Consider the following 22,906-nt stretch of genomic DNA (forward strand, 5'->3'; position numbering starts at 1 on the left):
TTCTCTTGCGAAATTGCCGTTAACAGCTTCTTGGCAAGCTGAACCCTAAACTGCGAACCATGCAGGACCTATGCCTATCTATTGGATGAGAAATGGGAAATCCGCCGAAACCATCGCCGGCCAGCAACTCCGACCGCCTGAGCGTGGCCGGCCGCCGCGACGACGGTTTTCTCGACAACACGGGGGAATTCGTCAAACGCAATCGCGCTGAAGGCCATGTCATTCAGTGCGACGGCGAGAACGCGATCATTCTGGCCCAGGGCGGCGCCGACGCTGCCGGTTCGGACGACTACTGGGCGGTCGGCCAGATGATATCTGTTCGCGTCAACGAAAACCGCATTGTCGGCTTCGTCTACAAGGTCGATACGATCGAGACCTCATGGAAACCCAAAGCGGTCAACCCGCTTCGGATCATGATCGAGATTGTCGGCGAAGTAAGGCCTAGCAGCAACGGCACAGCGACATTCTCACGCGGCGTCACCACTTATCCCTATATGGGCGCGATCGCCCACCGTATCCGCGCCGTCGATCTGGAAGCCATGTACGCGACGGAAAGCGACGGGGTAACGATCGGCACACTGTCGCAGGACGATCGCGTCGCCGCGAAGATCGACGTTCATAAACTGCTCTCGCGACATTTTGCCGTAGTGGGCTCCACGGGTGTCGGGAAATCGACGGCCATTGCTCTGCTCCTTCGCAAGATCATGGAAAGCAGAGACAATTTGCGGGCGCTGGTCCTGGACCCCCATAACGAGTTTGCCGCCGCTTTCGGCGATAAGGCGTTGACGATCGATGCCAACCAGCTGGACCTTCCCTATTGGATGTTCCGCTTCGAGGAATTCATGGAGGTGGTCTATCGCGGCCACCCGGCCCCGACTGATGAAAAGGATGCGCTTCAGGATCTGATCCCACTGGCGAAGCAAAGGTATCAGAGCGGCGGTCGCCCCGAGGCCAGCCTCCTCATGCGGAATCAGCCTGAAATTTCCAATTTCACGGCCGATACGCCTGTTCCTTACCGGATGCAGGATTTGCTGGCATTGGTCGACGAGCGCCTTGGCCAATTGGAAGGCAAGGAGGATCGCCCTCATCTCCGCGCCATCCGCAACCGGCTGAGAACGCTTCTCTACGACAAGCGGTTTCATTTCATGTTCGGTCGCAACGCCGTCAGCGATTGCATGCAGGCTACCATCGCCAAAGTCTTCCGGCTGCCGATCAACGACAAGCCGATCTGCGTCTTCGAGATGAGCAATCTGCCGAGCGAGGTGGTCAATGCCGTCGTCTCGGTACTCTGCCGGATTGCCTTTGATCTGGCAGTTTCCTCAGAAGGCACGATTGAGACCCTGGTTCTTTGCGAAGAAGCGCATCGCTACATCCCTGCCGATCAATCGGCTGGCTTTCTGCCCACCCGCCTGGCGATCTCGCGGATCGCCAAGGAAGGCCGCAAATACGGCGTCCACCTTGGCATCGTGACCCAGCGGCCAGGCGAACTGGACCAGACGATTCTCTCGCAGTGCTCGACCATTTTCGCCATGCGGCTGGCCAACGAATTCGACCAGGAGATCATCCGGCGCGCCTCCGTCGGGGCGGCGAGATCCACGCTTTCCTTTCTTTCGTCGATCGCGAACCGCGAGTGCATCGCTTTCGGGGAAGCCTTTCATACCCCCATGCGAATGCAATTCGAGACGCTATCGGAAGATTACCTGCCCGGCGCTCGCATCTACGAACAGCAGAACGCGATGACAGCGGGCAAGAAAACGCCCAATCTCACGCGCGTCATTGCGCGCATGCGCCAGGAAAACAGCACCAACGATGAAGACAATTCCGCCAGTTGGTCTCCTAATGAGACCGGGGGCAGCGCGGGTAGCGGTACCAACGCAGCGCCAGATGAGGCGCAAGAGCAGGAAGCCTTGATGGAAAAACTGCGCGCCCGGGTGCTCAGCGACGAGGATCAGGATAGCGAGGGCGACCGGCCGCTTCAGACGGCTACAAGTGCTTCCCCCTCACCGAAGCGCCAGGAGACTCGTGAGACCGAAGGGCAGCGCGGCAACGCCGAAAGCAGCACGAAACGCCCTTCGGCCAGCCGCTTCGCGGTACCGGACCAGTCGGCGCGCCTGCGTCCATCGAACAGCGATCTTTTGAAGCAATTTCGGCCGAAGCGCTGATCGTTTGAGCTTCAGCGCCTGTTCCTGCCCTGCCCTTAGGCGCAGATACGGTTACGCCCCTGACGCTTGGCCTCATAGAGCATCCGGTCAGCGCGGCGATAGAGTTCTTCGGCGGTTTCACCGCCCGACCAAACGGCTAGCCCGATAGACGCCGTGACCCGCAGATGGATGTTATCGGTCCTGATATCGACGCCGGCCACCGCACGGCGCAGCCGATCCGCGAAGGCCGGCAGTGTATTGTGATCCATATTCGGAGCGACGACGGCGAACTCCTCCCCGCCGAGACGCGCAACAACATCGTGATAGCGCGTGAAATCCTTGAGGACTTCCGCAACACCCCGCAAAACCTGGTCACCGACATCGTGTCCATGGGTGTCATTGACGCTCTTGAAATGATCGAGATCCAGGATCATCAGCCCTAATGGCCGTTCGATCCGCGCGAACTCTTCCATATATTCACGCAGCGCATCATCGAAATAGCGCCGGTTCTGCATACCAGTCAGGCCGTCGGTCAGCGCGACGTGCTCAAGCGTCTCACTGCGCTCTGAGAGATTCTCCGTCATCATGCGCAACTTGTGCTCTTCGCGCGCATGCGAGCGAAGAAGCGGATAGATGTAGAGTGTTCCGAAAAGAAGAGCGGCGCCCTGAACGGCCAGCGCGCCGTGAGTCATCGCGCGAAGTCCGCTGTTCGATGAAAGTTCGTCCGATCCATACAGAGCCGTGACGAGCAACGCCCCCGCGATCAGAAGGGCGAACGTAAACGCAAAATAAGCCAATTCGGATTTATGGAAGCGCATACGTTCGGCGGCCCTCATTTCCAGGCAAACCTAAGCGGCCCGCCCCTAAACTTTAGTTAAGCAGAGCTCATTTACCCAAGGTAATGCAATCTGCGATTGCGTCCTTTAAACAAGCTCTTCGAGTGTGTCAAAGCGCTGCCAATTATCACCCAGCTGCGTCCGAAACCAGGTCTGTTGCCGCTTGGCATATTGCCGTGTTGCGTGGATCGACTGTTCCACGGCCTCTTCTTGAGAAAGCTCGTTTTTCAGCAGTGCGGCAATCGGTCTCACGCCGATCGCTTTCATCGCCGGCAGCGAAGCATCCAGGTCAAGAGAAAGCAGATGTCGGACCTCTTCAATTGCACCCTCGCTTATCATGATCCGGAAACGATCGGCGATCCGCTGACGAAGCCACTCCCGTTCCGGTAGCATAACAATCCGCCGGGTCCTGGCGGGTTCCAGAAGCGACGGCCCTTTTTTCTTTTGATGCTCGCTGAGCGGCACTCCGGTCGCCTCGAAAATTTCGAGGGCACGCACAATACGCTGACCATCGCGAGCGCCGATCGCAGCAGCCGCCAGGGGGTCGATCTCATCCAGTTGCGAATGGAGAGTTTCGGGCCCCTCCTCTTTCAGCCGCACGCGCCAGCTTTCTCGGATCGCATCCGGCACAGCCGGCATTTCCGAAAGCCCGCCTTCGAGCGCTCTGAAATAAAGACCCGTTCCGCCCACGAAGATGACCGGACGGTTAGCCAGAGGGCCCGATAGCAGGTCCTGTACGTCACGCAGCCATTGTCCGGTCGAATAAGTCTGGGAGGGAGGCACATGACCGAACAGATGATGGGGCGCCGCCGCAAGCTCGTCGTCATTCGGGCGTGCAGTGAGGCGGTAGAGAACATCATAGACCTGCATCGAATCGGCGTTGACGATGGCGGCACCCGATTCCCTCGCGAGAGCGACTGCCAGCGCCGTCTTGCCGCTCGCGGTAGGCCCCGCTATCAGGGTCGTGTCGCCATGCACACCACCGTCACTTCTCATCGAGTCCATTTTATCCATGCCGCTTGTCGCAACGCTTATCGCCGCCCCCGCTTCGAACATTCTCAGCTCCGAGCGCGCAGCCAGCCTCGCCTCTGAACTTTCCGCCGAACCTATATGCCTCTCTGAGGGCGAAGCGTACGATTTTGTTATTACCGGCGAAACCGGTGGGGATGCGGCTGAGGGAACGATCCGGTCATTGCTCGGCGATTTGCCGGTCGATGTGGTGGTGCAGGATCAGGAGGAGCGGCGCAAGAGCGTACTGATCGCCGATATGGATTCCACTATGATCCAGCAGGAGTGCATCGACGAACTTGCCGATATGGTTGACATGAAAGAGCACGTCGCCGCCATCACCGCGCGTGCGATGAATGGCGAGATTGCTTTCGAGCCGGCCTTGCGGGAGCGTGTCGCTCTCCTGCGTGATCTGGATGTCGGCGTCATCGAGCAGGTCATCGAGCAGCGCATCACGCTGATGCCCGGCGGTCGCGAACTGATCGCGACGATGCGTGCCCATGGCGGCTACTGCGCCTTGGTGTCCGGCGGCTTCACCGCTTTTACGAGCCGCATCGCCAGTATGCTCGGTTTTGACGAACATCGTGCCAATGAATTGCTTGAAAAGGACGGCAAGCTCAGCGGTGAAGTCGCCGAGCCGATCCTTGGACGAGACGCAAAGGTCAGGGCACTCAGGGAAGTGACGAGCGCCCGCGGGCTTACACCTGACGATGCGATCGCCGTCGGTGATGGAGCGAACGATCTCGGAATGATCCAACTTGCGGGAACCGGCATTGCGCTTCACGCAAAACCGTCGGTCGCCGCCGAGGCACGCTTCCGCATCGACCATGGAAATCTGACGGCCATCCTCTTCCTGCAAGGCTACCGAAGAGACGAGTTCGTTTACTGAATTCGTCTCTTCTGTCACCGAACCGGACGCGGTTCGAAGCGCCTATTCGATTGGAAGCGTCTCTATAAACGTCTCACCATCCGGCCGCGCCAACAGAAGAAAAGCGTTCTGTCGGCCGTTCTCGCGTAGGGTTTCCAGACGCTGCATCGCCTCCTCAACCGTCGAGACCAGCTCCTGCGAAATTGCGACGATCACCGTCCCCGCTTCGATCCCCCGTTCCTCTGCATCTGAACCACGCACAACGGAGGAGACGAGGACGCCACTCACATCCTCCCCGATCGCATATTGCGAGCGGGCCAACGCGTCGATTTCGCCAAGCTCGATCCCGGCAAGGGCGGCAGGGCCTGCCTCCTCGGCATCATCCGCCGTCTCACCGGTTCCGCCCTCAGCCTCATCATCCGAGGCGGAAGCCCTCTCGGAATCTTCAAGCCGGCCGAGTGTTACCTCGACCGTCCTCTCTTCTCCCTCGCGGATAATGGCGACATCGACCGTCTTGCCGACCTCTGTATCGGCGACGATACGCGGCAGATCGCGGGACTGGGTCACAGGGCGGCCGTCGAATTTCAGGATGATGTCGCCTGCGAGTATCTCGCCCCCATCGACCGGCCCCGGCGTGATGATGGCCGCAACGAGCGCGCCTTCTGTCTTTTCAAGATCGAGGCTTTCCGCGATATCAGGCGTGACGGGCTCGATCCGGACGCCCAACCATCCGCGCCGTGTCTCGCCATATTCGATCAGCTGATTGACGACGCCGCGAGCCAGATCCGACGGAACGGAAAAACCGATCCCGATCGATCCGCCCGAAGGCGAGATGATGGCCGTATTGATGCCGATGACCTCGCCATACATGTTGAACAACGGGCCACCCGAATTGCCACGGTTGATGGCGGCGTCGGTCTGAATGAAATCATCATAGGGCCCCGCTTCGATATCGCGGTTGACCGCAGAAACGATTCCAACGGTCAGCGTCGCGCCAAGGCCGAACGGATTGCCGATCGCCATAACCCAGTCGCCGATACGCATCTCCTGTGAGGGACCGAATTTGACGTCCGTCAGCCTATGGTCGCTTTCGTCGAGTTGAAGCACGGCGAGATCGGTTTTCTCATCGGTACCGCGCAGCGTCGCACCAATCCGGGTGCCATCGGGAAAAACGGCCGTGATCTCGCCGCCACCTTCGATCACATGATTGTTCGTGACCACATAGCGATTGTCCGCATCGATGACGAAGCCCGAGCCAAGTGAACTGGTAGGCCCTTCGGGCGCATCCCGCTCCTGATTGTTGAAGAAGTCTTCGAAATACTCCTTGAAGGGCGAATCGTCCGGCAGGTCGGGTGGCGCAATCTCTCCACCACTGCTTTCCGGCGGTGGTTGGTTCAGCGAGATATTGACCACGGCCGGCAAAAGTTTCTCGGCAAGATCAGCGACCGATTCTGGTCCGCTGGCGAGTCTGCGATCGCCATCAGCGCTCAGATTGGCGTTATCTTCCGTCTCGGGAACAGGCACGAGATCGAGTTGTGGCGGTTTCGCCGGCAGATCGACCTGGGGAGATGGCTGGACCGGTGCCGTAGGGTCGTCCTGCGGGCCAGGTGTCAGTTGGTCGGGCATTGGCTGAGGCGGGGCCTCCTGCGCCAGTACCGCTGGAGCGAACGCAATCATCGCTCCGAAAAGTGTAACAGCGGCAACACGACCGAGTGGCAAGCGACGAAGCAACATCCAGAACTCCAAAAAGACGCGCAAACGTCTGCGCAAGGACGATGATAATTCGGCGTCATGCCCTTAGCGAGGCACCTTTCCACCTTTTAATGGAAAGAAGGCGCGGAACGGGTCCCGCGCCTTCTTTCATCATGACGGAAGAAGAAACTAGTTCCCGGCCGCGGGAGCCGTTTCACTTTCAGCGGCGTCTGACGATGACTCCGTCTCGACCGCACCTTCCGGCTCGTCCTGAGTGTCATCAGCTTCGACCGAAGGAGCCTCGCCCTGATCGGGAGACGGCGCTCCCCCAGCGGGCCCTTCAGGCGTCGCAGCATCGCCCTGCGTGCCGCCATCCGGTGACACCGGAGCCTGCTCCTGAACTTCGCCACCCTCGTCGCCGCTTGTCAGTTCCGGGCCCTGCCGCGTGACGGGAGCCACCGAAGAGAGCGAGCCGCCCCCAGCCTGAGTGAAATAGCGGAAGAACTCCGAGTCAGGCGAGAGGACCAGCGTCGAGCCGGTATCTTGCAGCGATTGCGCGTAGGCCTGCATGGAGCGGTAGAAGTCGAAGAACTCCGGATCCTCGCCATAACTATCGGCAAAAATTCGGTTCCGTTCCGCGTCACCTTCACCACGCAGGATCTCCGACTGACGCTGCGCATCGGCGCGGATTTCGACCACTTCGCGGTCGGAGCGCGCGCGAATGCGCTGGGCGGCCTCACGGCCACGCGCCCGCAAACGCTCGGCTTCGGCCAGACGCTCGGCGGTCATGCGGTCATAGGTCTGCTGGCTGACCTCGGCGGTCAGGTCTGTCCGGCGAATACGCACGTCCTCGATTTCCAGACCAAGCTGCTCGGCGGCAGGCCGAAGCTGCGAAGCGACTTCACGCATCATTTCCGTGCGCTCGTCCGACAGTGCGGCTTCGAAACCGCGCAGGCCGTAAACACGGCGCAAGGCAGCATCCATACGAGTGCGCAAACGCTGTTCTGCCAACGGTACGGAGCCCGAAACGGCTTGTCGGAACCTGCGAGGATCGTTGATCCGATACGCGACAAACGCGTCCACCACGTAGAACTTACCGCCCGACACCTGAACGCGGATATCGTCGAGGTTGAAGCGGAGGATACGGTCGTCGATCAGCTGAACGCTGTCGAGGATCGGAAGTTTGAAATAAAGGCCGGGCTGTTCCTCGACATCGACGATCTCGCCGAAGCGAAGAACGATGGCCTGCTGGCGTTCATTGACCACGAAGATCGATGAAAGGGCGATCACCACGATCACCGCCAGCGCTATGAGAAGGGCTGTAAAGCGGTTCATTGCTGGCTCTCCCTCGAACGGACGGACTGTCCCGACGTCTGGCCGGAAGAGGACGACGACGTATTGGCGTTTCCTGTGGTCGACGAACGCTGATCGCCCGGCCGCTGAAGCTGGTCGAGCGGAAGATAAGGCACCACGCCGTTCGAGCCTGAGGCACCCTGCTCCAGGATCACCTTGTTCGAGTTTCGCAGGACATTTTCCATCGTTTCAAGGAAAAGGCGCTTGCGCGTCACCTCGGGAGCCTTGGCATATTCTTCATAAATCGAAGAGAAGCGCTGCGCCTCACCGGTTGCTTCCTGCACGACGCGGTTCTTGTAGGCTGCCGCGCCTTCCAGTATCTGCGCCGCCTCACCGCGAGCCTGACCCAGAACCTGGTTGGAGTAGCGATTGCTCTCCTCGACGAAACGATCTTCGTCCTGCTCTGCGCGCTGCACCTCGTCAAAGGCATCGGCGACCTGCGAAGGCGGCGCCGCATCCTCGATCGAGATCGCGTTCAAACCGAGTCCGGCCTCATAGTCGTCCAGCGTCGCCTGCACGATCGAGCGAACCTGCTCGGCAATGCCTGCACGGTCATCGCGGAAAATATCTTCCGCAGGCCGGCGGCCGACAACTTCACGCATCGCGCTTTCGGCAACCTGACGCAGCATGTCGTCCGGGTTCGATACAGCGAAGAGGTATTTGGCAGGGTCAACCACCTGGTAAGCGACGGAAAACACGACATCGACGATGTTCTGGTCGCCCGACAGCATCAGGCCGGACGTATCGCGAGTCGTCCCGCCCGAGCCGATCGTCACCAGCTTCTCGGCTGTCGTGACCTTGTCGACCGTTTCGATCGGCCATGCGTGGAAGTGCAGTCCAGGCTCCGAAAATTCCTGCTTCGGCTTACCGAAGAGGAGTTCGACGCCGACTTCATCGGGCTGCACGGTATAGAAGGACTGGAAGGCGACGAAACCAATGACGCCGAGAGCAACGAGCCCCGCAATCATGCCAGCGCCAAGTCCGCCATTTCCACCACCGCCCCCACCGCGAGAACCACCGCCCATGCGGCGGATACGATCCTGGCCGCGGCGAATGATATCTTCGAGATCAGGCGTATTGTTCTGCGGACCCCGTGGGCGTTGGGGACCATTCCCCCACGGTCCGTTATTGCGTCCTCCGCCACGGTCGCCGCCGCCCCATGGGCCACCACCGCCGCCGCCTTGATTACTCCAGGGCATTGCGCCTCCAACTTTAATGCGCGTCCTCCCGCACCCGCGCGAAGACAAGAAGAATTGAACTCTTAATAGGAAGCGCGCCCTGTCAATTCAACGCGGGGGAAGCGCTTTTAGCCTTTATGGTGATCGCATGCCGGCTTTTTAGGCGGGATAAGCCTTCTGATCGCGCCGCTGCCAGACTTCATAACGTGTGGGGTGAGTGTCCTTTGGGCCCGCGGGAACGTCTTCGGCATGCACACGCTCGAACTCTTCCTCCGCTATGTCTGGAAAGAACGTATCGCCCTCGATTTTGGCCAGAACCCTTGTGATGTGGATGATATCGCTCAGCCCCATGGCCTGTTCATAGATCTGCCCACCGCCGATCACACAGATGTCGAGCTCGGGATCCTGCTCGCCATCCTCACGCGCCTGCCGCTCAGCGCTCTCGATATGCGCGTTGGCCAGATCCAGCGCAGCGTCCAGAGAGCCGGCACGCAGCACGCCCTCCGCTTCCCAGTCATAGTCTCGGGTCACCACGATATTGAGCCGGCCGGGTAGCGGCTTGCCCACGGCTTCGAACGTCTTGCGGCCCATAATGACGGGGCAGCCCATCGTGATGGTCTTGAAGCGCTTCAGATCCGTCGAAAGATGCCACGGCATTTCGCCGTCACGGCCGATGGTTCCGTTCTCGGCAGCGGCGACGACCAGAGCTATGGGCGCAATATCAGACACGTTCACCTCGTCGAATTAATTGCCACATCAAACGGCGATCGGCGCACGGATGGTGGGTTGAGCGACGTAATCGTCGATCCTGATATCGTCGAAAGTGAAATCCTCCACCTCGGTCACGGCCGGATTGAGCCATAAGGATGGCGGCGGCCCCGGCTCTCGCTTGAGCTGCTCTCGCGCCTGATCGAAATGATTGTGGTACAGGTGCGCATCGCCAAGCGTGTGAACGAATTCACCCCGCTCCAACCCGGCAACCTGCGCCACCATTGCAGTCAGCAAAGCGTAGGAGGCGATATTGAACGGCACACCCAGGAAGATATCGGCGCTGCGCTGATAGAGCTGGCAGGACAGCTTCCCATGGGCAACGTAGAACTGGAACAGACAGTGGCACGGGGGCAGCGCCATCTCGTCGACCTGGGCGGGATTCCATGCCGAGACAATGAGTCGCCGTGAATTGGGATTGGTCCGGATCTGCTCGATCACACGCGCGATCTGGTCGATCGTTTCGCCATCGCCATCGGGCCAGGATCGCCATTGGGCCCCATAAACAGGACCGAGGTCGCCGTTCTCATCGGCCCACTCATCCCAGATCGTTACGCCATTCTGTTTCAGATAGCCGATATTGGTCTCGCCCCTGAGGAACCAGAGCAATTCATGGATGATCGAGCGCAGATGCAGTTTCTTGGTCGTCAGGAGCGGAAAGCTCTGCGAGAGGTCGAATCGCATCTGACGGCCAAAGACACCGCGCGTCCCCGTTCCTGTCCGGTCGCCGCGATCGACGCCGTTGGCCAGAACGTCATCCAGAAGATCGAGATATTGCCGCATTCATCTTCCCCTTTGGCGTTATCCGCCAAAGCTATCCGAGTCGTTTCGATGGGAACACCACGCTATGGCCTGGCGCGTCTTTACATGTCGCGTATGGCGTCCAGCTTGTCGAGTTTCTTGGCCACCAGATAATAGAAGACCGCACGATTTTTAGCGCGGTTGCCCTTCATCATCGCGCACATCGCCTCGACGGCTTTCAGCCCCTCTTCATAGGAAACGCCGAGCTTTTCCTGTGCCCAGTTTTTGGCGACGGTTTCGCGCTCGGATTTCTGGCTGCACGCAACGGTCCGGGTCTCGCGCCGGGCCAGTACCGAGGCATAGCGTTTTTCGATGGCCTCGAGGACAGCCATATCGGCATCCTTGTCGTACTTTTTGAGATGCTCGGCATATTTGGCCATGAGGCCCCCCTTTTCCGGCTGCAATGACGACATGCAGTCCAGCCGAAAAGCCTCCCATCTGCAAGGCAGCAGACTCCTTCATCCAAACCTCTTCCATCCGCAGCCAGCCCACCCTATATTGTTCTTGCCGGCTTTCGGGTCGGCTATGGCAATAAACGGGCGATGAAATAAGCCTATCGGACCCGGGTGCGATTCCCGGCGCCTCCACCACGAACCGTTGAAAATTCGGATTTGGCAACGGCTGGTGATGGGGGCGAAATAGGATCGACGAGGGTGTAAAGATCGACTTTTTGCCCGGCATGATACCACCGTTATCGGGTCGAACCTTATAGTTGCCAACGACAACTATGCTGAGGCACGTCTCGCTGCGTAAGCAGCGCGATAGTCTCGAATTGAAGTCCTGAGAAGCTAGCACTTTTCAGGCGGGGCCCGGAGGCGCCTGGCAACAGAAGCCTCCACTTTTTTCCTCATTTCGCCCTTCTTCGACGTTCTATTAACGCTTCGTCGTTCAAGGATGAGTGACGCGGCCCTTGTGCTGCGCTATACCCGTTTTCAAAGGCCGGAGCCGAATGCCGATAGGACCGAACACGGAAATGACGCAGGATCAAATTCGTTACGACATTCTGGCGCAGGAAGCGCTTCGCGGCGTCATGCGCAAGGTACTGACGGAAGTCACCAAGGCTGGCCTACCCGGTAACCACCATTTCTTCATTACCTTCCTTACCAATTTTCCCGGCGTTCGCGTTTCCTCGCGTTTGCGGGAAAAATATCCGGAACAGATGACCATCGTTCTGCAGTACCAGTATTGGGACCTGACGGTCACCGATACGGGCTTCTCGGTGGGCCTGTCCTTTTCCGACATTCCGGAAAAGCTGGAAGTTCCCTTTGCCGCTGTGCGCGGCTTCTATGATCCGAGTGTCAATTTCGAGCTGGAATTCGATGTCCGGCTGGACGAAGCGGCCGTTCACGATGCCGAAGTGACCTCCCTTCCAGCACCAGCTGCGGTCCCTTCCGGAGACGAAGGTGCGGAAGCAAAGCCGGCAAAGGTGGGTCGCGCCGACAAGAAAAAGGCTGAAACCGCCAAGGATGGCGCACAAGACAGCGACAACGAGCAGACGGAGACGGAAAAGAAGCCGGCCGCCGATGTCGTTTCGCTCGACGCCTTTCGCAAGAACAAGTGATTATGGCGGAGATCGTCAACCTCCGCCGCGAGCGCAAACGCAAGCAGCGTGAGGAACGCGAAGTTCAGGCGGACGAAAACCGCCGCCTCCACGGTCGGACGCTGTCGGAAAAATCCGAAACGCTGAACGAACGCTTGCGAAAAGTGCGGAATCTCGACGGACATCGGCTCGACAAATCCTAGCCGGCCCCCGCCCGATGACGATCCGCAAGCAATCCATCTCCATCGCGGGACACCGGACATCGTTTTCCCTGGAGGAGCCGTTCCTTCAGGCGCTGAAATTGCTGGCCGAACGGCGGGGCATGACGCTGGCGGCACTCGTCAGGTCCGTCGATACGACACGCCCCCAGACAACCAATCTTTCCAGTGCGCTCCGGCTTGTCGTGCTCGCCGATCTTCAACAGCGTTGCGGCGAGCGGCTTGGAGCGCCGACGGAGTCGGACATTCAGCCGTCAGGGACGAGGTCCGGCACCAGCTCTTCGAGTTGAAGCCGCTCGGCCGGATCGAGGCCGGACGATCCCGTTTGTCCCGAATTACCGTCTGGCGTTGAAATTTCGCTCCCAGGACGCTCGGCTTCGTTTGATTGGGCCTCTTGCTCGCGTCGCCGCGCTTCTTCCTCGGCGGCACGTCGAGCTTCTTCCTGAGCGGCACGCCGGGCCTCTTCCTCAGCCTGACGCCGCTCCTCTTCAGCTCTGCGGCGCGCTTCCTCTTCCTGCTGACGGCGTCGCTCTTCCGCTTCTGCCCGGCGTCTGGCAGCTTCTTCGGCGATCCGCTTTTCAAGCTCTTCGAGACGCGCCTGCTCCCGCTCGACCGCACGCAACGTCAGATACTGTTCCAGTATCGTCGTATCGATCGTGGCCGAGACCGCGTTGGGTGGACCAGCAAGCTTGATCCCGATAGCGGGCTGAAGCGAAGCCATGGCCGTCTCGCCGATTGGATCGAGCACAAGGCGCAGATCGCCGTTGATATCATTGCTCGGTATCGCATAAGCCATGGTTCCCGTCAGCGAACCGCCCGGCACCTGCCACTCAAGGCGCGGACTTCTTGCGACGCCGCTCGCGACCGTCCAGGTGGATGGCTGCAATGCCAGTTCGACCGCTTCGCCATTGGCGAGCGCCGAGCGCGCCAGTTCGACCGCGGGGCCAATCGACTCGGTGGGATCGATCGGCGCATTTGTCTGCGATCTTTCTGTCTCCAGGCGATCGGCGCGCGCCAGTGTCTGGCCCAGAATGTCTGTCGCCAACCCGCGAACCGCCACCACATCCCCGGAGGGCGTCACCGTCACCGAGCCGCTGAGCGACCGGACGAGGCGAGCCGGATCTGTTCCGCCGCCGGTCAATTGGGAGGAAAAGCTGACGGAGCCGTCAAGATAGCCGTCACTGATATCGGCGAGGCGGACATCGGCAACCCCGATTTCCAGATCGGCAAGAAGCGAGGGACCACTTCGGGTTAAGGTTGCGGCCCCACTGACCGCCGATCCGTTCCGTGTCGCCGAGAATTCACGTAGCGCAAGGCGCTCGCTCGCAGCTTCGATCACAAGACTGGCGTTCTCGGCCGATATTTGGCCGAGACTGATCTCACCGCTTTGGAGCGCCAGTGTGCCGTGGAAGGGGAGGCTTTGAGGCGCGGCAAACGCGTTATCGGCACGCCCATCGATAGAACCCTCGCTCCCCTCGTCCAATGCCTCGGTACCCTCGCCCTCAGACGAGAGGGGCAGCGCGATCGAAGGCAACTCCTCGCCAACGAGACGGGAGACGAGATCGCCGAGATCAAAACGATCGGTCCACACCTCTCCATCGACCTCCGGCACGGCTTCACCGGCTGAAATCCGCATGGCACCGCTGTAGGCATTATCCCCGACAGCGCCGCTCATCTCGCTCAGTTGAACGGTATCACCCGATTGCCGCGCTTCGGCAGAGAGGCTGAACGGCAGGGAAAGTGCATCGGTCGGCGCTGCCCATCCAAGAAGCTGGGTGATCGGCAGGATATCGTTCGCCTGAATCGAGAAGGAACCGCCGGCTCCGCCATCCTCCAGCAGGCGGAGTTCCGCCTGGGCCGCCATGTCATCGCCCTGCAACTGGCCCGAGAGCGCTCCCTCCTCATCGAGCGAGGCGTCCAGCGCGTAACGTCCGTCGGCCTCCAGCGGGAGGACCTCGAAGCCAAGAGCAGCAAGGACAGGCCTTAATCCACTTGTCCTAAGGGAAAGGGATCCGGACCGAACGGGTCGCCCCTCCTCGCCGGTTCGGAGATCCCCGTTTCCAGAAATTTCCGCAACAGCGCTTTCGCCTTCGAAGGTCACGTCAAGGGCATCGCCGGAAGCACCCAGAACGCTCAGGTCCAGCCGCACATCGCGACCCAGCGAAGGGGCGTTTTCGAGCCGTTTATCGCCCAGCCGCGCAAGTCTTGAGAGGGATGGAACGCCCCGTAACGCAGCCGTCAGGTCGGAAAGGTCGTCGGAAAGAATGGTCAGATCGAGGTCGAAACGGGGCTGGGAATCCGTCTCGCCGGCGATGACGCTCCCGGTTCCCGCGATCTGGCTGCCGGCAAGATTGTCCAGGCGCAGTTCGTCGATCTCGACCGCATCTTGCCCGGAGCGAAGTCTGATCGTGCCTCGATCTGCCGTAAGTCCTGAATAGACGAGCGGCCCGCCCGTCAGATTGAGCGTGAGCGACGATACGTCCTGGCCCGCACCAAGCCGTTCTCCGAGTAGCCCGGCGATTAGATCGATCGCACTTTCGCCCAGACCATCGGTTTGTAGTTCGGCGACGAGAGCGCCTCCATCCTCCGATCGCTCGATCGAGCCGGTCAACCGCGACGGGCCGACAACCAGCTCAAGATCGGAAAACCTTGTGAGTTGCCTGTCGAGAGACAGATCGGCCTCGAATCCAGCCGCGGATAGTGTGGCAAGCGTCTCGAACCGGCGAACGCCGAACCAGTCCAGAAAATTGGCCGGCTGTCGAATGGCCAGCACCACACGTCCATCAAAGCCGGGGTTTTCTCCGGTCCTGAGCAGGCCGGTCGCTTCAAGCCTCGTACGTCCGGGAAGATCGGCGGCGAGTTGGTTGACCTGCCATTGACCGTCCGTCGCCTCGGCAGCCAGTTCCAGATCACGAATGGTCGTGGCGCCGTCGATCACGGCGGGCAATCGAAGATCCAAACGGCCATCGATCGTCGGAGCAGGCAGCGTGGCAAAGAAGCTGAGGATCTGCTCGCGAATTTCGGTGAGCGAAACAGGACTCGAGCGGCCGAAGCGCGCCTCTTCATCCTCGATCGTGCCGCGCAACTCACCCGCAGGATCATCGCCGGAAAGCGAGCCCCCCAAAGTGTCACCTTCGAGACGGATGGCGAAAACCGGTTCGCCCGACAGATCCAACCGGCCGGATCCGGTCGCCGCATAGGGCGCATCGGTCGGGCCCGTCTCGAAACGCAACTCCTCGCTGATGAGGCTGTTTGGCGTTGCCTGGAGCGTTCCGTTCACGCGGATGGCCGCAGCAGTATCGCTGTCGTCCTCGTCCGGCTCGGACAGTCTTAGCCGAAAGTTTCCATCCAGCCGCGGAAAGCCGTTTTCGGACGTCAGCCCGCCTTCGACAACGAGTGAAGCCGGATAATTTTCGGGCCTTACCCGTGCCGAAATCCCGACCGAACCGTCGGGGCGTTGCGTCCCTGTCGACAGGCCGACATCCACCGTGCCAATTCCGGCGACCAACGCGCTCCCGTCCGCTCGCCACGGCCCCGCGAGCGATCGGGCAGAAAGTTCCGCATCGACGTTGTCGACCCTGATTTCGGAGCGCCCCTCTCCCCGATTGATGAAGAGCGCGCCATCGGAAATGGCCAGTCGCTCCACGGTGATTTGCTGTAATCCTTCGGGAATACGCATGTGAAAGGGCCAGTCGACCCGTCCGTCGGGCTGAGCCTGAAGCAGCAGAAGAGGCGCGTCCATCCGCATGTCGAAGATGCGAAACTCGCCTGAGAGAAGCGGGCCCAGTTCTGCATCCAGAGAAAAGGTCTCCGAGACGAGGATCGGCTCTCCCTCCTCATCCGTCACCGTTACGTCGTGAAAGGTGATGGAGGGAAAAGGCAGCAGTCGCACGGAGGTCTGGCCGTCCACGGAAACAGGACGTCCCAACAATTGAGACGATTGTTGCTCAAAGCGCCCGCGATAATCGGTCCAGTCGATAAAGGGCGGCAAGATTGCCGCCGCCGCCAGAACGACGACCAGTATTCCTCCGATGAAGACCAGTAAACGGGCCAGAGCGATTCTCCTCGACAGTTCGCGCCGTCAATCGCCACACAAACCGCGAATTGCCTTGCGGTTCAAGCCCGCCACCACCCTATGCAGAGCAATTGCTGGGCAAACGCGGCTTCAAAGCCAAAACTTCCCGCTTGGAAGACGGAATAGAGAGTATTCGCCACAACTTGCACAAGTGCGATGACTCTGAAATTTAATGTTGGAGGGAGGCCCGAAAAACGATGACCGATAGCGAGAGCCGAAACACAGCGCCGCGGTTCGCTGAAGACGGCTGGTTTCTCTCACGCCCCATCAGGGTGTTATCCGAGTGGATCGATTATAACGGTCATATGAACATGGCCTACTATAATCGGGTCTGCGATCTCGGCGTCGACGACCTTTTCGGCCATCTCGGAATCGGCGCCGATTACCGCGAAAGCCGTAATCTCTCCATATACACCGCCGAATTTCACACTCGCTTCATCAGGGAAGTGAAGGAAGGCGAAACGCTGATCGTCGCGACGCAGATGATCGATCATGATGAAAAGCGGGTTCATCTCTTTCAGGAAGTCCGCCACGCGTCTGAAGGCTGGCTCGCCGCGACAGGCGAAGGGCTCAATCTTCACGTCGATATGACCGGGCCGAAAGTCGCCCCCTTTCCGGACGATATCCGCGCCGCCCTCGATCAGCTTGCATCCCGGCAATCCGCCTTGCCGCAGCCGGCCGCTGCGGGAGGCGCGATCCGGGTGAAGCGGGCCGCGCGATGAGCGCCGCCGAGAAGGGATGGCTGCGGACGCATGGCGGCCGGTTTCTCGATCGCATCCTTGGCTGGGTCGGGCCGAACTGGAATGACTTCACGGCGAGCCGCCAACCCCTGATCTGGCTGATGGCGCTGGTTTGTGGACTGGCTGCGGGTGTTGTAGCCATCGCCTTTCGAGAGGCTATCTTTCTGATCCAGTATCTTTGGGTCGGCATTCGAACCGAATCTCTCGTTCCCTGGATCTATGCAAAGTCGGGTTGGCTCATTTTTCTCGGCCCTCCCTGCGCCGGCTTGCTCGTCGGCCTCATCATCGAACGCATATCCGTCCGCCGTCCGTTCGGCGTGGCGGACGTCATCGAAGTACGGGCCAGCGCGCGACCGCGCCTTTCCAAGGCGGATGGCGCCTGGAGCGCACTCGCCACGGTGATTTCGCTGGGGGGCGGTGCCAGCGCAGGACGTGAAGGCCCCGTCGTTCATCTCGGCGCAACGCTAGCAACCGCGCTCGTCTCCAAACTCCAACTGCCCTTGTGGTCGCGGCGCACAATCCTCGCCGCCGGGGCAGCCAGCGCAATTTCGGCTTCGTTCAATGCGCCCATCGCCGGCGTTCTCTTCGCCCACGAGGTCATTCTCAACCATTATTCGAGGCGCGCCTTTGTGCCGATCGTCATCGCTTCCGCCGCCGGCTCCATCCTCTCGCGGCTATGGAGCGGCGATGCACCCGCCTTCAACGTGCCGCCGCTTTCCGTTGCGACCTATTGGGAGTTTCCGGCTTTCGCGCTTCTCGGCATCGTGTGCGCACTCGTGGCGATTTCCTTTCAGTTCAGCCTGTTCGCAGCGGATTATATCGCGCGCGGTATCCCGATGCCCCTCTGGCTCCGGCCCGTTCTGGGCGGGCTGGTGGTCGGCACGATCGGCGTCGCCTATCCCGAAATTCTCGGCGTCGGCTACGGTACCACCGACCAGGCGCTGCATGGCGAAATACCGCTCCTGACGATCCTCACCCTTCTGGTGCTCAAGATCGTGGCGACCTCCGTCACGCTGGCCTCGCGATTTGGAGGCGGCGTGTTTTCGCCGGCACTCTATCTGGGCGCCATGGCCGGCGCTGCCTTCGGCCAGATCGCGGCATCGATCGTTTCTGTCGACTCGTCGGCGACCGGACTCTACGCGGCGCTGGGCATGGGCGCGGTTGCCGGCGCGGTGCTCGGCGCGCCTGTCTCGACGGCCCTGATCGTCTTCGAACTGACCGGCGGCTATGCGCTCTCCATCGCGCTTCTGCTCACCGTGGCGGTTGCCCACGGGGTCAATCACGCGTTTCACGGGCGGTCGTGGTTTCAGTGGCAGCTCGAGGGGCGCGGCCTCAATCTGCGCGCCGGCCCACATCGCGATCTCGCCATGCGGACCAAGGTCATGGACATCATGACCATGCCCGAAGAGGACGCCGAGCCGGAAACGTTGACCGAAGAACAGCAGGAGACGGCGCTGCGCCCCAATGACACGCTGGAAGCCGCTCTGAGGCGCTTCGACAATAGCGGCCGGTCGCGCCTGCCGGTGGTCGACCCGCAGAACAGCGAAACGGTGATCGCCCATCTGACGCAGATCAAGGCCCTGTCCCACTATAACCGCGCCCTTATCTCGGTCTCGGAAGAAGAACACCGATAGACGGATACGCTTTCCATCACTTTTCGCATCCCCGTTCCCGTTTTGTATGGTAACGGCGGGCCGAATCGCTACATCTGGTGGCATGATCGATCTTCCTGACGACTGGCCCCTGCCCGGCGAAGGCCAGAATTCACAGACGCGTTCCGGCGGCATCGCCGCACGCGCCATGGCAGCCCGTGGCCAACAGCGTGCCCCGGATTTCGTAGCCGGTCTGAATGCGGAACAGCGCCTTGCCGTCGAGACCACTGAAGGGCCCGTGTTGGTCCTTGCCGGCGCGGGCACGGGCAAGACCCGCGTTCTGACCACCCGCATCGCCCACATTCTGTCGAGCGGCAAGGCGTGGCCGAGCCAGATTCTCGCCGTGACCTTCACCAACAAGGCCGCACGCGAGATGAAGGAGCGCATCGGTCTGCTCGTCGGCGAACAGATCGAGGGGATGCCCTGGCTCGGCACCTTCCACTCGATCGGCGTGAAGATGCTGCGCAAGCATGCCGAACTGGTCGGGCTGAAAAACACCTTCACCATTCTGGACACGGACGACCAGATCCGCCTGCTGAAACAGGTGATCCAGGCCGAAGGGCTCGATGACAAGCGCTGGACGGCCAAGACGCTCGCCGGTCTCATTGATGGCTGGAAGAACAAGGCACTTGGCCCCGACGCCATACCCGAGGGCGATGCACGCAGCTTTGGCAATGGCAAGGGCCGCGAGCTCTACCGCGCCTACCAGCGCCGCTTGATTGAACTGAATGCCACGGATTTCGGTGATCTGCTGCTGCATCCGATCGCGATCTTCCGCAACCATGCCGATGTGCTGGCGGAATATCACCGCCGCTTCCGCTACATTCTCGTCGACGAATATCAGGATACCAACGTCGCCCAGTATTTGTGGCTGCGCCTGCTGGCGCAGCGTCCGGATGGCAGCGACGTCAATCTGTGTTGCGTCGGCGATGACGACCAGTCGATCTATGGCTGGCGCGGGGCGGAAGTCGACAACATCCTGCGGTTCGAGAAGGATTTTCCGGGCGCGACCGTCATCCGGCTCGAACGCAATTATCGTTCGACGGAACATATCCTCGCGGCGGCTTCATCCCTGATCGCCAATAATGAAAGCCGCCTCGGCAAGACGCTTTTCACGGATATTGCGGACCCCGACGCCGAACGGGTCAAGGTTCATGCCTCTTGGGACAGCGAGGAGGAAGCGCGCGCCATTGGCGAGGAAATCGAAGCCCTGCAGACCAAAGGCGAGAAACTGAACGACATCGCGATTCTCGTCCGCGCCTCTTTCCAGATGCGCGAATTCGAAGAACGCTTCGTCACTCTCGGCCTGCCCTACCGGGTCATCGGTGGTCCCCGCTTCTACGAGCGCAAGGAAATTCGCGACGCCATGGCGTATTTCCGTGTCGTCGCGCAACCGGCCGATGATCTGGCATTCGAGCGTATCGTCAATGTGCCGAAACGCGGCATTGGGGATACCAGCGTCCGGCTGATCCATGACACAGCGCGCGCACGCCAGTGCCCCATGTTGCAGGCTGCTGCCGATCTGGTTGGAACCGATGAGGTCAAGGGCAAGACCAGAAGCTCCTTGCGCGAGGTCGTCGAGAACTTCAGGCGATGGAGCCAAGCCCTTGAATCGACTCCGCATGTCGAGCTGGCTGAATCGATACTTGAGGAGAGCGGCTATATCGACATGTGGAAGGCGGATAAGTCCGCCGAAGCCGCCGGCCGCCTCGATAACCTCAAGGAACTGATTGAGGCGATGGGCGAATATGAGAGCCTGCGCGCCTTCCTCGAACATGTTGCGCTCGTGATGGACAATAGCGACGACGCCGAGATCGACGCGGTCTCCGTTATGACACTGCACAGCGCAAAGGGCCTCGAATTCGATACCGTCTTCCTGCCAGGCATGGAGGAAGGACTTTTCCCTCACCAGCGCAGCATGGACGAAGGCGGCCGTGCCGGCTTGGAGGAAGAGCGCCGCCTCGCCTATGTCGGCGTCACCCGCGCCCGGCGCAATCTGCACATCTGGTTCGCCTCCAATCGCCGTATTCACGGCCTTTGGCAGAGCACCATCCCCAGCCGTTTCGTCGACGAACTGCCGGAAGCCCATGTCGAGGTGATGGAAGCGTCAAACAGTTATGGCGGTTACGGCGCCGGTGGTTTTGGCGAACGTGGCGGATATGGTGCCTCGCGCTTCGACCGGATGGAGCCTTTCGGTTCTTCTTACGGATCGCCGGGTTGGCAACGCGCCCAGCGGAACAAAAACGACGCCACCCGCGAAAACTGGGGCGGGCGTTCGGGTATGGGCGTCTCTTCGCGTGTGGAGCGGATCGGCTATGGTGAGCCGGAGGGCGGCCGCCGCGGGCGTCACATCGAGGGCGAACTGGTCGCCAAAAGCGTCACCGACACACCGAATCGATTCTCGAACGGCGACCGTGTGTTCCATCTGAAATTCGGCAACGGCACGGTGGCGGCGGTCGATGGCAACAAGCTGACGGTCGATTTCGACAAGGCCGGCCAGAAGCGCGTTCTTGAAAGCTTCCTCAACCCGCCTGGCTGAGCTCGGGTGGCTTGCGTCACCCATCCAGGCCCAGGACCTATTCATTTCGTTTGAGATGCAATCCTCGGTTTCCGATAAGGAGGCAGTGATGCGTGATTTATTTATTTACTGAGCGAGCGCCAGATGGCGCGAATATCGCCGAATTTGCATGTGCGGGCGTTGACGACGGAAGCAGCGGCAGGTCAGCGCTATATCGCATCTGGACCAGTACTCTGGATGGCTGAAATCGTCGAAACCATCCGGCGCGAATGTCCATCTTCGGCAAGACGGGTTCCCCGGCGAAGGCTGCCCGACTGGCTCGTGCGGCTGTCCGCCTTCTTCGTCCCGGTGACCCGATCCTGCCTGTTCGAACTCGGCAAGTATCGTTCTGTCTCGGGTACCAAAGCGTTCCGGGATTTCGGATGGGAGCCGAGGCCAGCGGCAACGACAATCCGGGACACGGTGGCAAGTCTGGAAAGATCAAAGTAAGGCGTGACCGGCACGATTGAATTGGTGAGCAGGCTGATACGGCGGGGCGTGGCTCAGTCTGCCAATCGCGCCGCCAAGTCGCTCAAAAGCCAGCGACCGGCCGGGCCAGGCACGCGGTCGGCGAGATGTGCCGCGTAAATCGTCAACGGATCTGCATTCCCTCTGATTTCTTCATCAAGCATGAGCCTGACCAGTCTTCCGGCATCCAGGTGCGCCTTCACAAGATGCTCGGGCATCCGGCACCAGCCGAAACCCGCGAGCAGAAAGTCCATTCGCCTTCCAAGGTCGACGAACCGCCATGGAGCTGAGCCGGTCAGCCCATAGTTCGGCCCATCCCGGCCCGCCGCGTCGGACAGAACAAGCTGGACATGGGTCTCCAGATCGACACGCGTCGCCGGACGGCCGAGCGTCGCCAGCGGATGATCTGTTGCGGCCACGGGCACCAGGTTGATCCGGATGAGGGGCATCGCCTTCACATCCTCCGGCACGTCGGGCAACAGCAGGCAGAGGGCAAGCGACACGTCGCCTGCGCGCAAACGGCGGAGCGCGCCTCCAAGCCCTTCGGTCGAAAAGCTGATCTGCAAATGCGGATGGGTCTCATGCAGTGCGCGAAGACTTCCGATCAGGGGCGCGGTGGGAACCAGCGGATCGATGGCAAGCGCCAGTTCCGCCTCCATCCCTTGACGTGATCCTGCGGCCACGGCTTCGAAACGGGCAGCGCTCGCCAGCACCATTCGTGCCTGCTGCACCAGGATCCGGCCCGTGTCCGTCAGCTGCGGGCGGTGACCGCTCCGGTCGAAGAGCATGACTCCCTGGCTCGCTTCAAGTGTGGCGACGGTCTGGCTGATGGCGGATTGCACCCGTGTCAGTCTGCGACCGGCGGCGGAAAAACTGCCAGTATCAGCAATCGCGACCAGCACCCGCAGCTGATCAAGGCTCAGCGATGAAATCAAAGCTATCACCTGATGTGATGGAAATCATCGGATTTATATCACTCCTGCTGCATAGCTGAAAGCCCTATCCTCTTTG

General features: G+C 60.6%; 17 protein-coding genes, 1 other RNA gene and 1 pseudogene. 9 read left to right on the forward strand and 10 right to left on the reverse strand.

Annotation, left to right across the window (positions count from 1 at the left end; genetic code table 11):
- Positions 1 to 92 precede the first annotated feature (92 nt).
- A complete protein-coding gene (locus D8780_RS07960; RefSeq protein WP_121645109.1) occupies positions 93 to 2,162 on the forward strand; it encodes an ATP-binding protein in 2,070 nt (689 codons plus the stop codon).
- Between the two features lie 35 nt (positions 2,163 to 2,197).
- Here D8780_RS07960 and D8780_RS07965 read toward each other — a convergent pair whose 3' ends face one another.
- On the reverse strand, positions 2,198 to 2,959 hold the full coding sequence (locus tag D8780_RS07965) for a GGDEF domain-containing protein (protein ID WP_121645110.1): 762 nt from the start codon (positions 2,957 to 2,959) through the stop codon (positions 2,198 to 2,200).
- Positions 2,960 to 3,064: 105 nt separating this feature from the next.
- Complete coding sequence (gene miaA / locus D8780_RS07970) at positions 3,065 to 3,973, reverse strand: tRNA (adenosine(37)-N6)-dimethylallyltransferase MiaA (protein ID WP_425373625.1); 909 nt, start codon at positions 3,971 to 3,973, stop codon at positions 3,065 to 3,067.
- A gap of 16 nt (positions 3,974 to 3,989) precedes the next feature.
- On the opposite strand from miaA, the gene serB reads away from it, so the two are divergent.
- Entirely contained in the window at positions 3,990 to 4,874 is an 885-nt protein-coding gene (gene serB / locus D8780_RS07975) for a phosphoserine phosphatase SerB (RefSeq protein ID WP_121645111.1), read from the forward strand.
- 42 nt (positions 4,875 to 4,916) lie between these two features.
- Here the strand turns inward: serB and D8780_RS07980 are convergent, their stop codons facing one another.
- The 6 genes and pseudogenes from D8780_RS07980 to D8780_RS08005 all read right to left on the reverse strand — a co-directional run bounded on the left by D8780_RS07980 (position 4,917) and on the right by D8780_RS08005 (position 11,025).
- Positions 4,917 to 6,587: a Do family serine endopeptidase gene (locus D8780_RS07980; RefSeq protein WP_245412298.1), complete on the reverse strand. Its 1,671-nt coding sequence runs from the start codon at positions 6,585 to 6,587 to the stop codon at positions 4,917 to 4,919.
- Positions 6,588 to 6,995: 408 nt separating this feature from the next.
- Positions 6,996 to 7,880, reverse strand: a pseudogene (gene hflC, locus D8780_RS07985) (protease modulator HflC); the annotation flags it as partial.
- Entirely contained in the window at positions 7,877 to 9,097 is a 1,221-nt protein-coding gene (hflK, locus tag D8780_RS07990) for an FtsH protease activity modulator HflK (RefSeq protein ID WP_121645114.1), read from the reverse strand. The pseudogene hflC and the gene hflK, both read right to left, overlap by 4 nt.
- Positions 9,098 to 9,235: 138 nt before the next feature.
- The gene (locus D8780_RS07995) at positions 9,236 to 9,733 is read right to left on the reverse strand and encodes a dihydrofolate reductase (RefSeq protein WP_245412388.1); all 498 of its coding nucleotides are present in this window, start codon (positions 9,731 to 9,733) and stop codon (positions 9,236 to 9,238) included.
- A gap of 99 nt (positions 9,734 to 9,832) precedes the next feature.
- Positions 9,833 to 10,627: a thymidylate synthase gene (locus tag D8780_RS08000; RefSeq protein WP_121645116.1), complete on the reverse strand. Its 795-nt coding sequence runs from the start codon at positions 10,625 to 10,627 to the stop codon at positions 9,833 to 9,835.
- 80 nt (positions 10,628 to 10,707) lie between these two features.
- The gene (locus D8780_RS08005; protein WP_158598465.1) at positions 10,708 to 11,025 is read right to left on the reverse strand and encodes a DUF2853 family protein; all 318 of its coding nucleotides are present in this window, start codon (positions 11,023 to 11,025) and stop codon (positions 10,708 to 10,710) included.
- A gap of 87 nt (positions 11,026 to 11,112) precedes the next feature.
- Here D8780_RS08005 and ssrA point away from each other — a divergent pair.
- From ssrA to D8780_RS08025, 4 genes are all read left to right on the forward strand, one after another.
- Positions 11,113 to 11,485, forward strand: a transfer-messenger RNA (tmRNA) gene (gene ssrA, locus D8780_RS08010).
- A 133-nt stretch (positions 11,486 to 11,618) separates the two neighbouring features.
- A complete protein-coding gene (locus tag D8780_RS08015; RefSeq protein ID WP_121645118.1) occupies positions 11,619 to 12,206 on the forward strand; it encodes an SspB family protein in 588 nt (195 codons plus the stop codon).
- 2 nt (positions 12,207 to 12,208) lie between these two features.
- The gene (locus D8780_RS08020) at positions 12,209 to 12,388 is read left to right on the forward strand and encodes a DUF4169 family protein (RefSeq protein WP_121645119.1); all 180 of its coding nucleotides are present in this window, start codon (positions 12,209 to 12,211) and stop codon (positions 12,386 to 12,388) included.
- A gap of 14 nt (positions 12,389 to 12,402) precedes the next feature.
- Complete coding sequence (locus D8780_RS08025) at positions 12,403 to 12,693, forward strand: ribbon-helix-helix domain-containing protein (protein WP_121645120.1); 291 nt, start codon at positions 12,403 to 12,405, stop codon at positions 12,691 to 12,693.
- On the opposite strand, the gene D8780_RS08030 is transcribed toward D8780_RS08025, so the two are convergent.
- Positions 12,651 to 16,475, reverse strand: a complete 3,825-nt coding sequence (locus tag D8780_RS08030; protein WP_121645121.1) for an AsmA family protein — start codon at positions 16,473 to 16,475, stop codon at positions 12,651 to 12,653. The two genes, D8780_RS08025 and D8780_RS08030, sit on opposite strands and share 43 nt — an antisense overlap.
- A 200-nt stretch (positions 16,476 to 16,675) precedes the next feature.
- Here D8780_RS08030 and D8780_RS08035 point away from each other — a divergent pair, with 200 nt between their 5' ends.
- The 3 genes from D8780_RS08035 to D8780_RS08045 all read left to right on the forward strand — a co-directional run bounded on the left by D8780_RS08035 (position 16,676) and on the right by D8780_RS08045 (position 21,409).
- Complete coding sequence (locus tag D8780_RS08035) at positions 16,676 to 17,200, forward strand: thioesterase family protein (RefSeq protein WP_121645122.1); 525 nt, start codon at positions 16,676 to 16,678, stop codon at positions 17,198 to 17,200.
- On the forward strand, positions 17,197 to 18,852 hold the full coding sequence (locus D8780_RS08040) for a chloride channel protein (protein ID WP_121645123.1): 1,656 nt from the start codon (positions 17,197 to 17,199) through the stop codon (positions 18,850 to 18,852). Before D8780_RS08035 ends, D8780_RS08040 begins: the two co-directional genes overlap by 4 nt.
- A gap of 82 nt (positions 18,853 to 18,934) precedes the next feature.
- The gene (locus D8780_RS08045) at positions 18,935 to 21,409 is read left to right on the forward strand and encodes an ATP-dependent helicase (protein ID WP_121645124.1); all 2,475 of its coding nucleotides are present in this window, start codon (positions 18,935 to 18,937) and stop codon (positions 21,407 to 21,409) included.
- A 521-nt stretch (positions 21,410 to 21,930) separates the two neighbouring features.
- On the opposite strand, the gene D8780_RS08055 is transcribed toward D8780_RS08045, so the two are convergent.
- On the reverse strand, positions 21,931 to 22,830 hold the full coding sequence (locus tag D8780_RS08055) for a LysR family transcriptional regulator (RefSeq protein WP_121645126.1): 900 nt from the start codon (positions 22,828 to 22,830) through the stop codon (positions 21,931 to 21,933).
- Positions 22,831 to 22,906: the final 76 nt, after the last annotated feature.

The sequence above is a fragment of the Notoacmeibacter ruber genome, assembly GCF_003668555.1.
GTDB classification, from domain to species: Bacteria; Pseudomonadota; Alphaproteobacteria; order Rhizobiales; family Rhizobiaceae; genus Notoacmeibacter; species Notoacmeibacter ruber.

What these genes read in the sequence shown, in the direction of transcription:
- D8780_RS08045 (WP_121645124.1), top strand. Translation starts at nt 18,935, where the DNA reads ATGATCGATCTTCCTGACGACTGGCCCCTGCCCGGCGAAGGCCAGAAT.
- D8780_RS07965 (WP_121645110.1), bottom strand. Translation starts at nt 2,959, where the DNA reads ATGCGCTTCCATAAATCCGAATTGGCTTATTTTGCGTTTACGTTCGCC.
- D8780_RS08005 (WP_158598465.1), bottom strand. Translation starts at nt 11,025, where the DNA reads ATGGCCAAATATGCCGAGCATCTCAAAAAGTACGACAAGGATGCCGAT.
- D8780_RS07980 (WP_245412298.1), bottom strand. Translation starts at nt 6,587, where the DNA reads ATGTTGCTTCGTCGCTTGCCACTCGGTCGTGTTGCCGCTGTTACACTT.
- D8780_RS08000 (WP_121645116.1), bottom strand. Translation starts at nt 10,627, where the DNA reads ATGCGGCAATATCTCGATCTTCTGGATGACGTTCTGGCCAACGGCGTC.
- D8780_RS08020 (WP_121645119.1), top strand. Translation starts at nt 12,209, where the DNA reads ATGGCGGAGATCGTCAACCTCCGCCGCGAGCGCAAACGCAAGCAGCGT.
- D8780_RS08040 (WP_121645123.1), top strand. Translation starts at nt 17,197, where the DNA reads ATGAGCGCCGCCGAGAAGGGATGGCTGCGGACGCATGGCGGCCGGTTT.
- D8780_RS07960 (WP_121645109.1), top strand. Translation starts at nt 93, where the DNA reads ATGGGAAATCCGCCGAAACCATCGCCGGCCAGCAACTCCGACCGCCTG.
- hflK (WP_121645114.1), bottom strand. Translation starts at nt 9,097, where the DNA reads ATGCCCTGGAGTAATCAAGGCGGCGGCGGTGGTGGCCCATGGGGCGGC.
- D8780_RS08015 (WP_121645118.1), top strand. Translation starts at nt 11,619, where the DNA reads ATGACGCAGGATCAAATTCGTTACGACATTCTGGCGCAGGAAGCGCTT.
- serB (WP_121645111.1), top strand. Translation starts at nt 3,990, where the DNA reads ATGCCGCTTGTCGCAACGCTTATCGCCGCCCCCGCTTCGAACATTCTC.
- D8780_RS08035 (WP_121645122.1), top strand. Translation starts at nt 16,676, where the DNA reads ATGACCGATAGCGAGAGCCGAAACACAGCGCCGCGGTTCGCTGAAGAC.
- D8780_RS08025 (WP_121645120.1), top strand. Translation starts at nt 12,403, where the DNA reads ATGACGATCCGCAAGCAATCCATCTCCATCGCGGGACACCGGACATCG.
- miaA (WP_425373625.1), bottom strand. Translation starts at nt 3,973, where the DNA reads ATGAGAAGTGACGGTGGTGTGCATGGCGACACGACCCTGATAGCGGGG.
- D8780_RS07995 (WP_245412388.1), bottom strand. Translation starts at nt 9,733, where the DNA reads ATGCCGTGGCATCTTTCGACGGATCTGAAGCGCTTCAAGACCATCACG.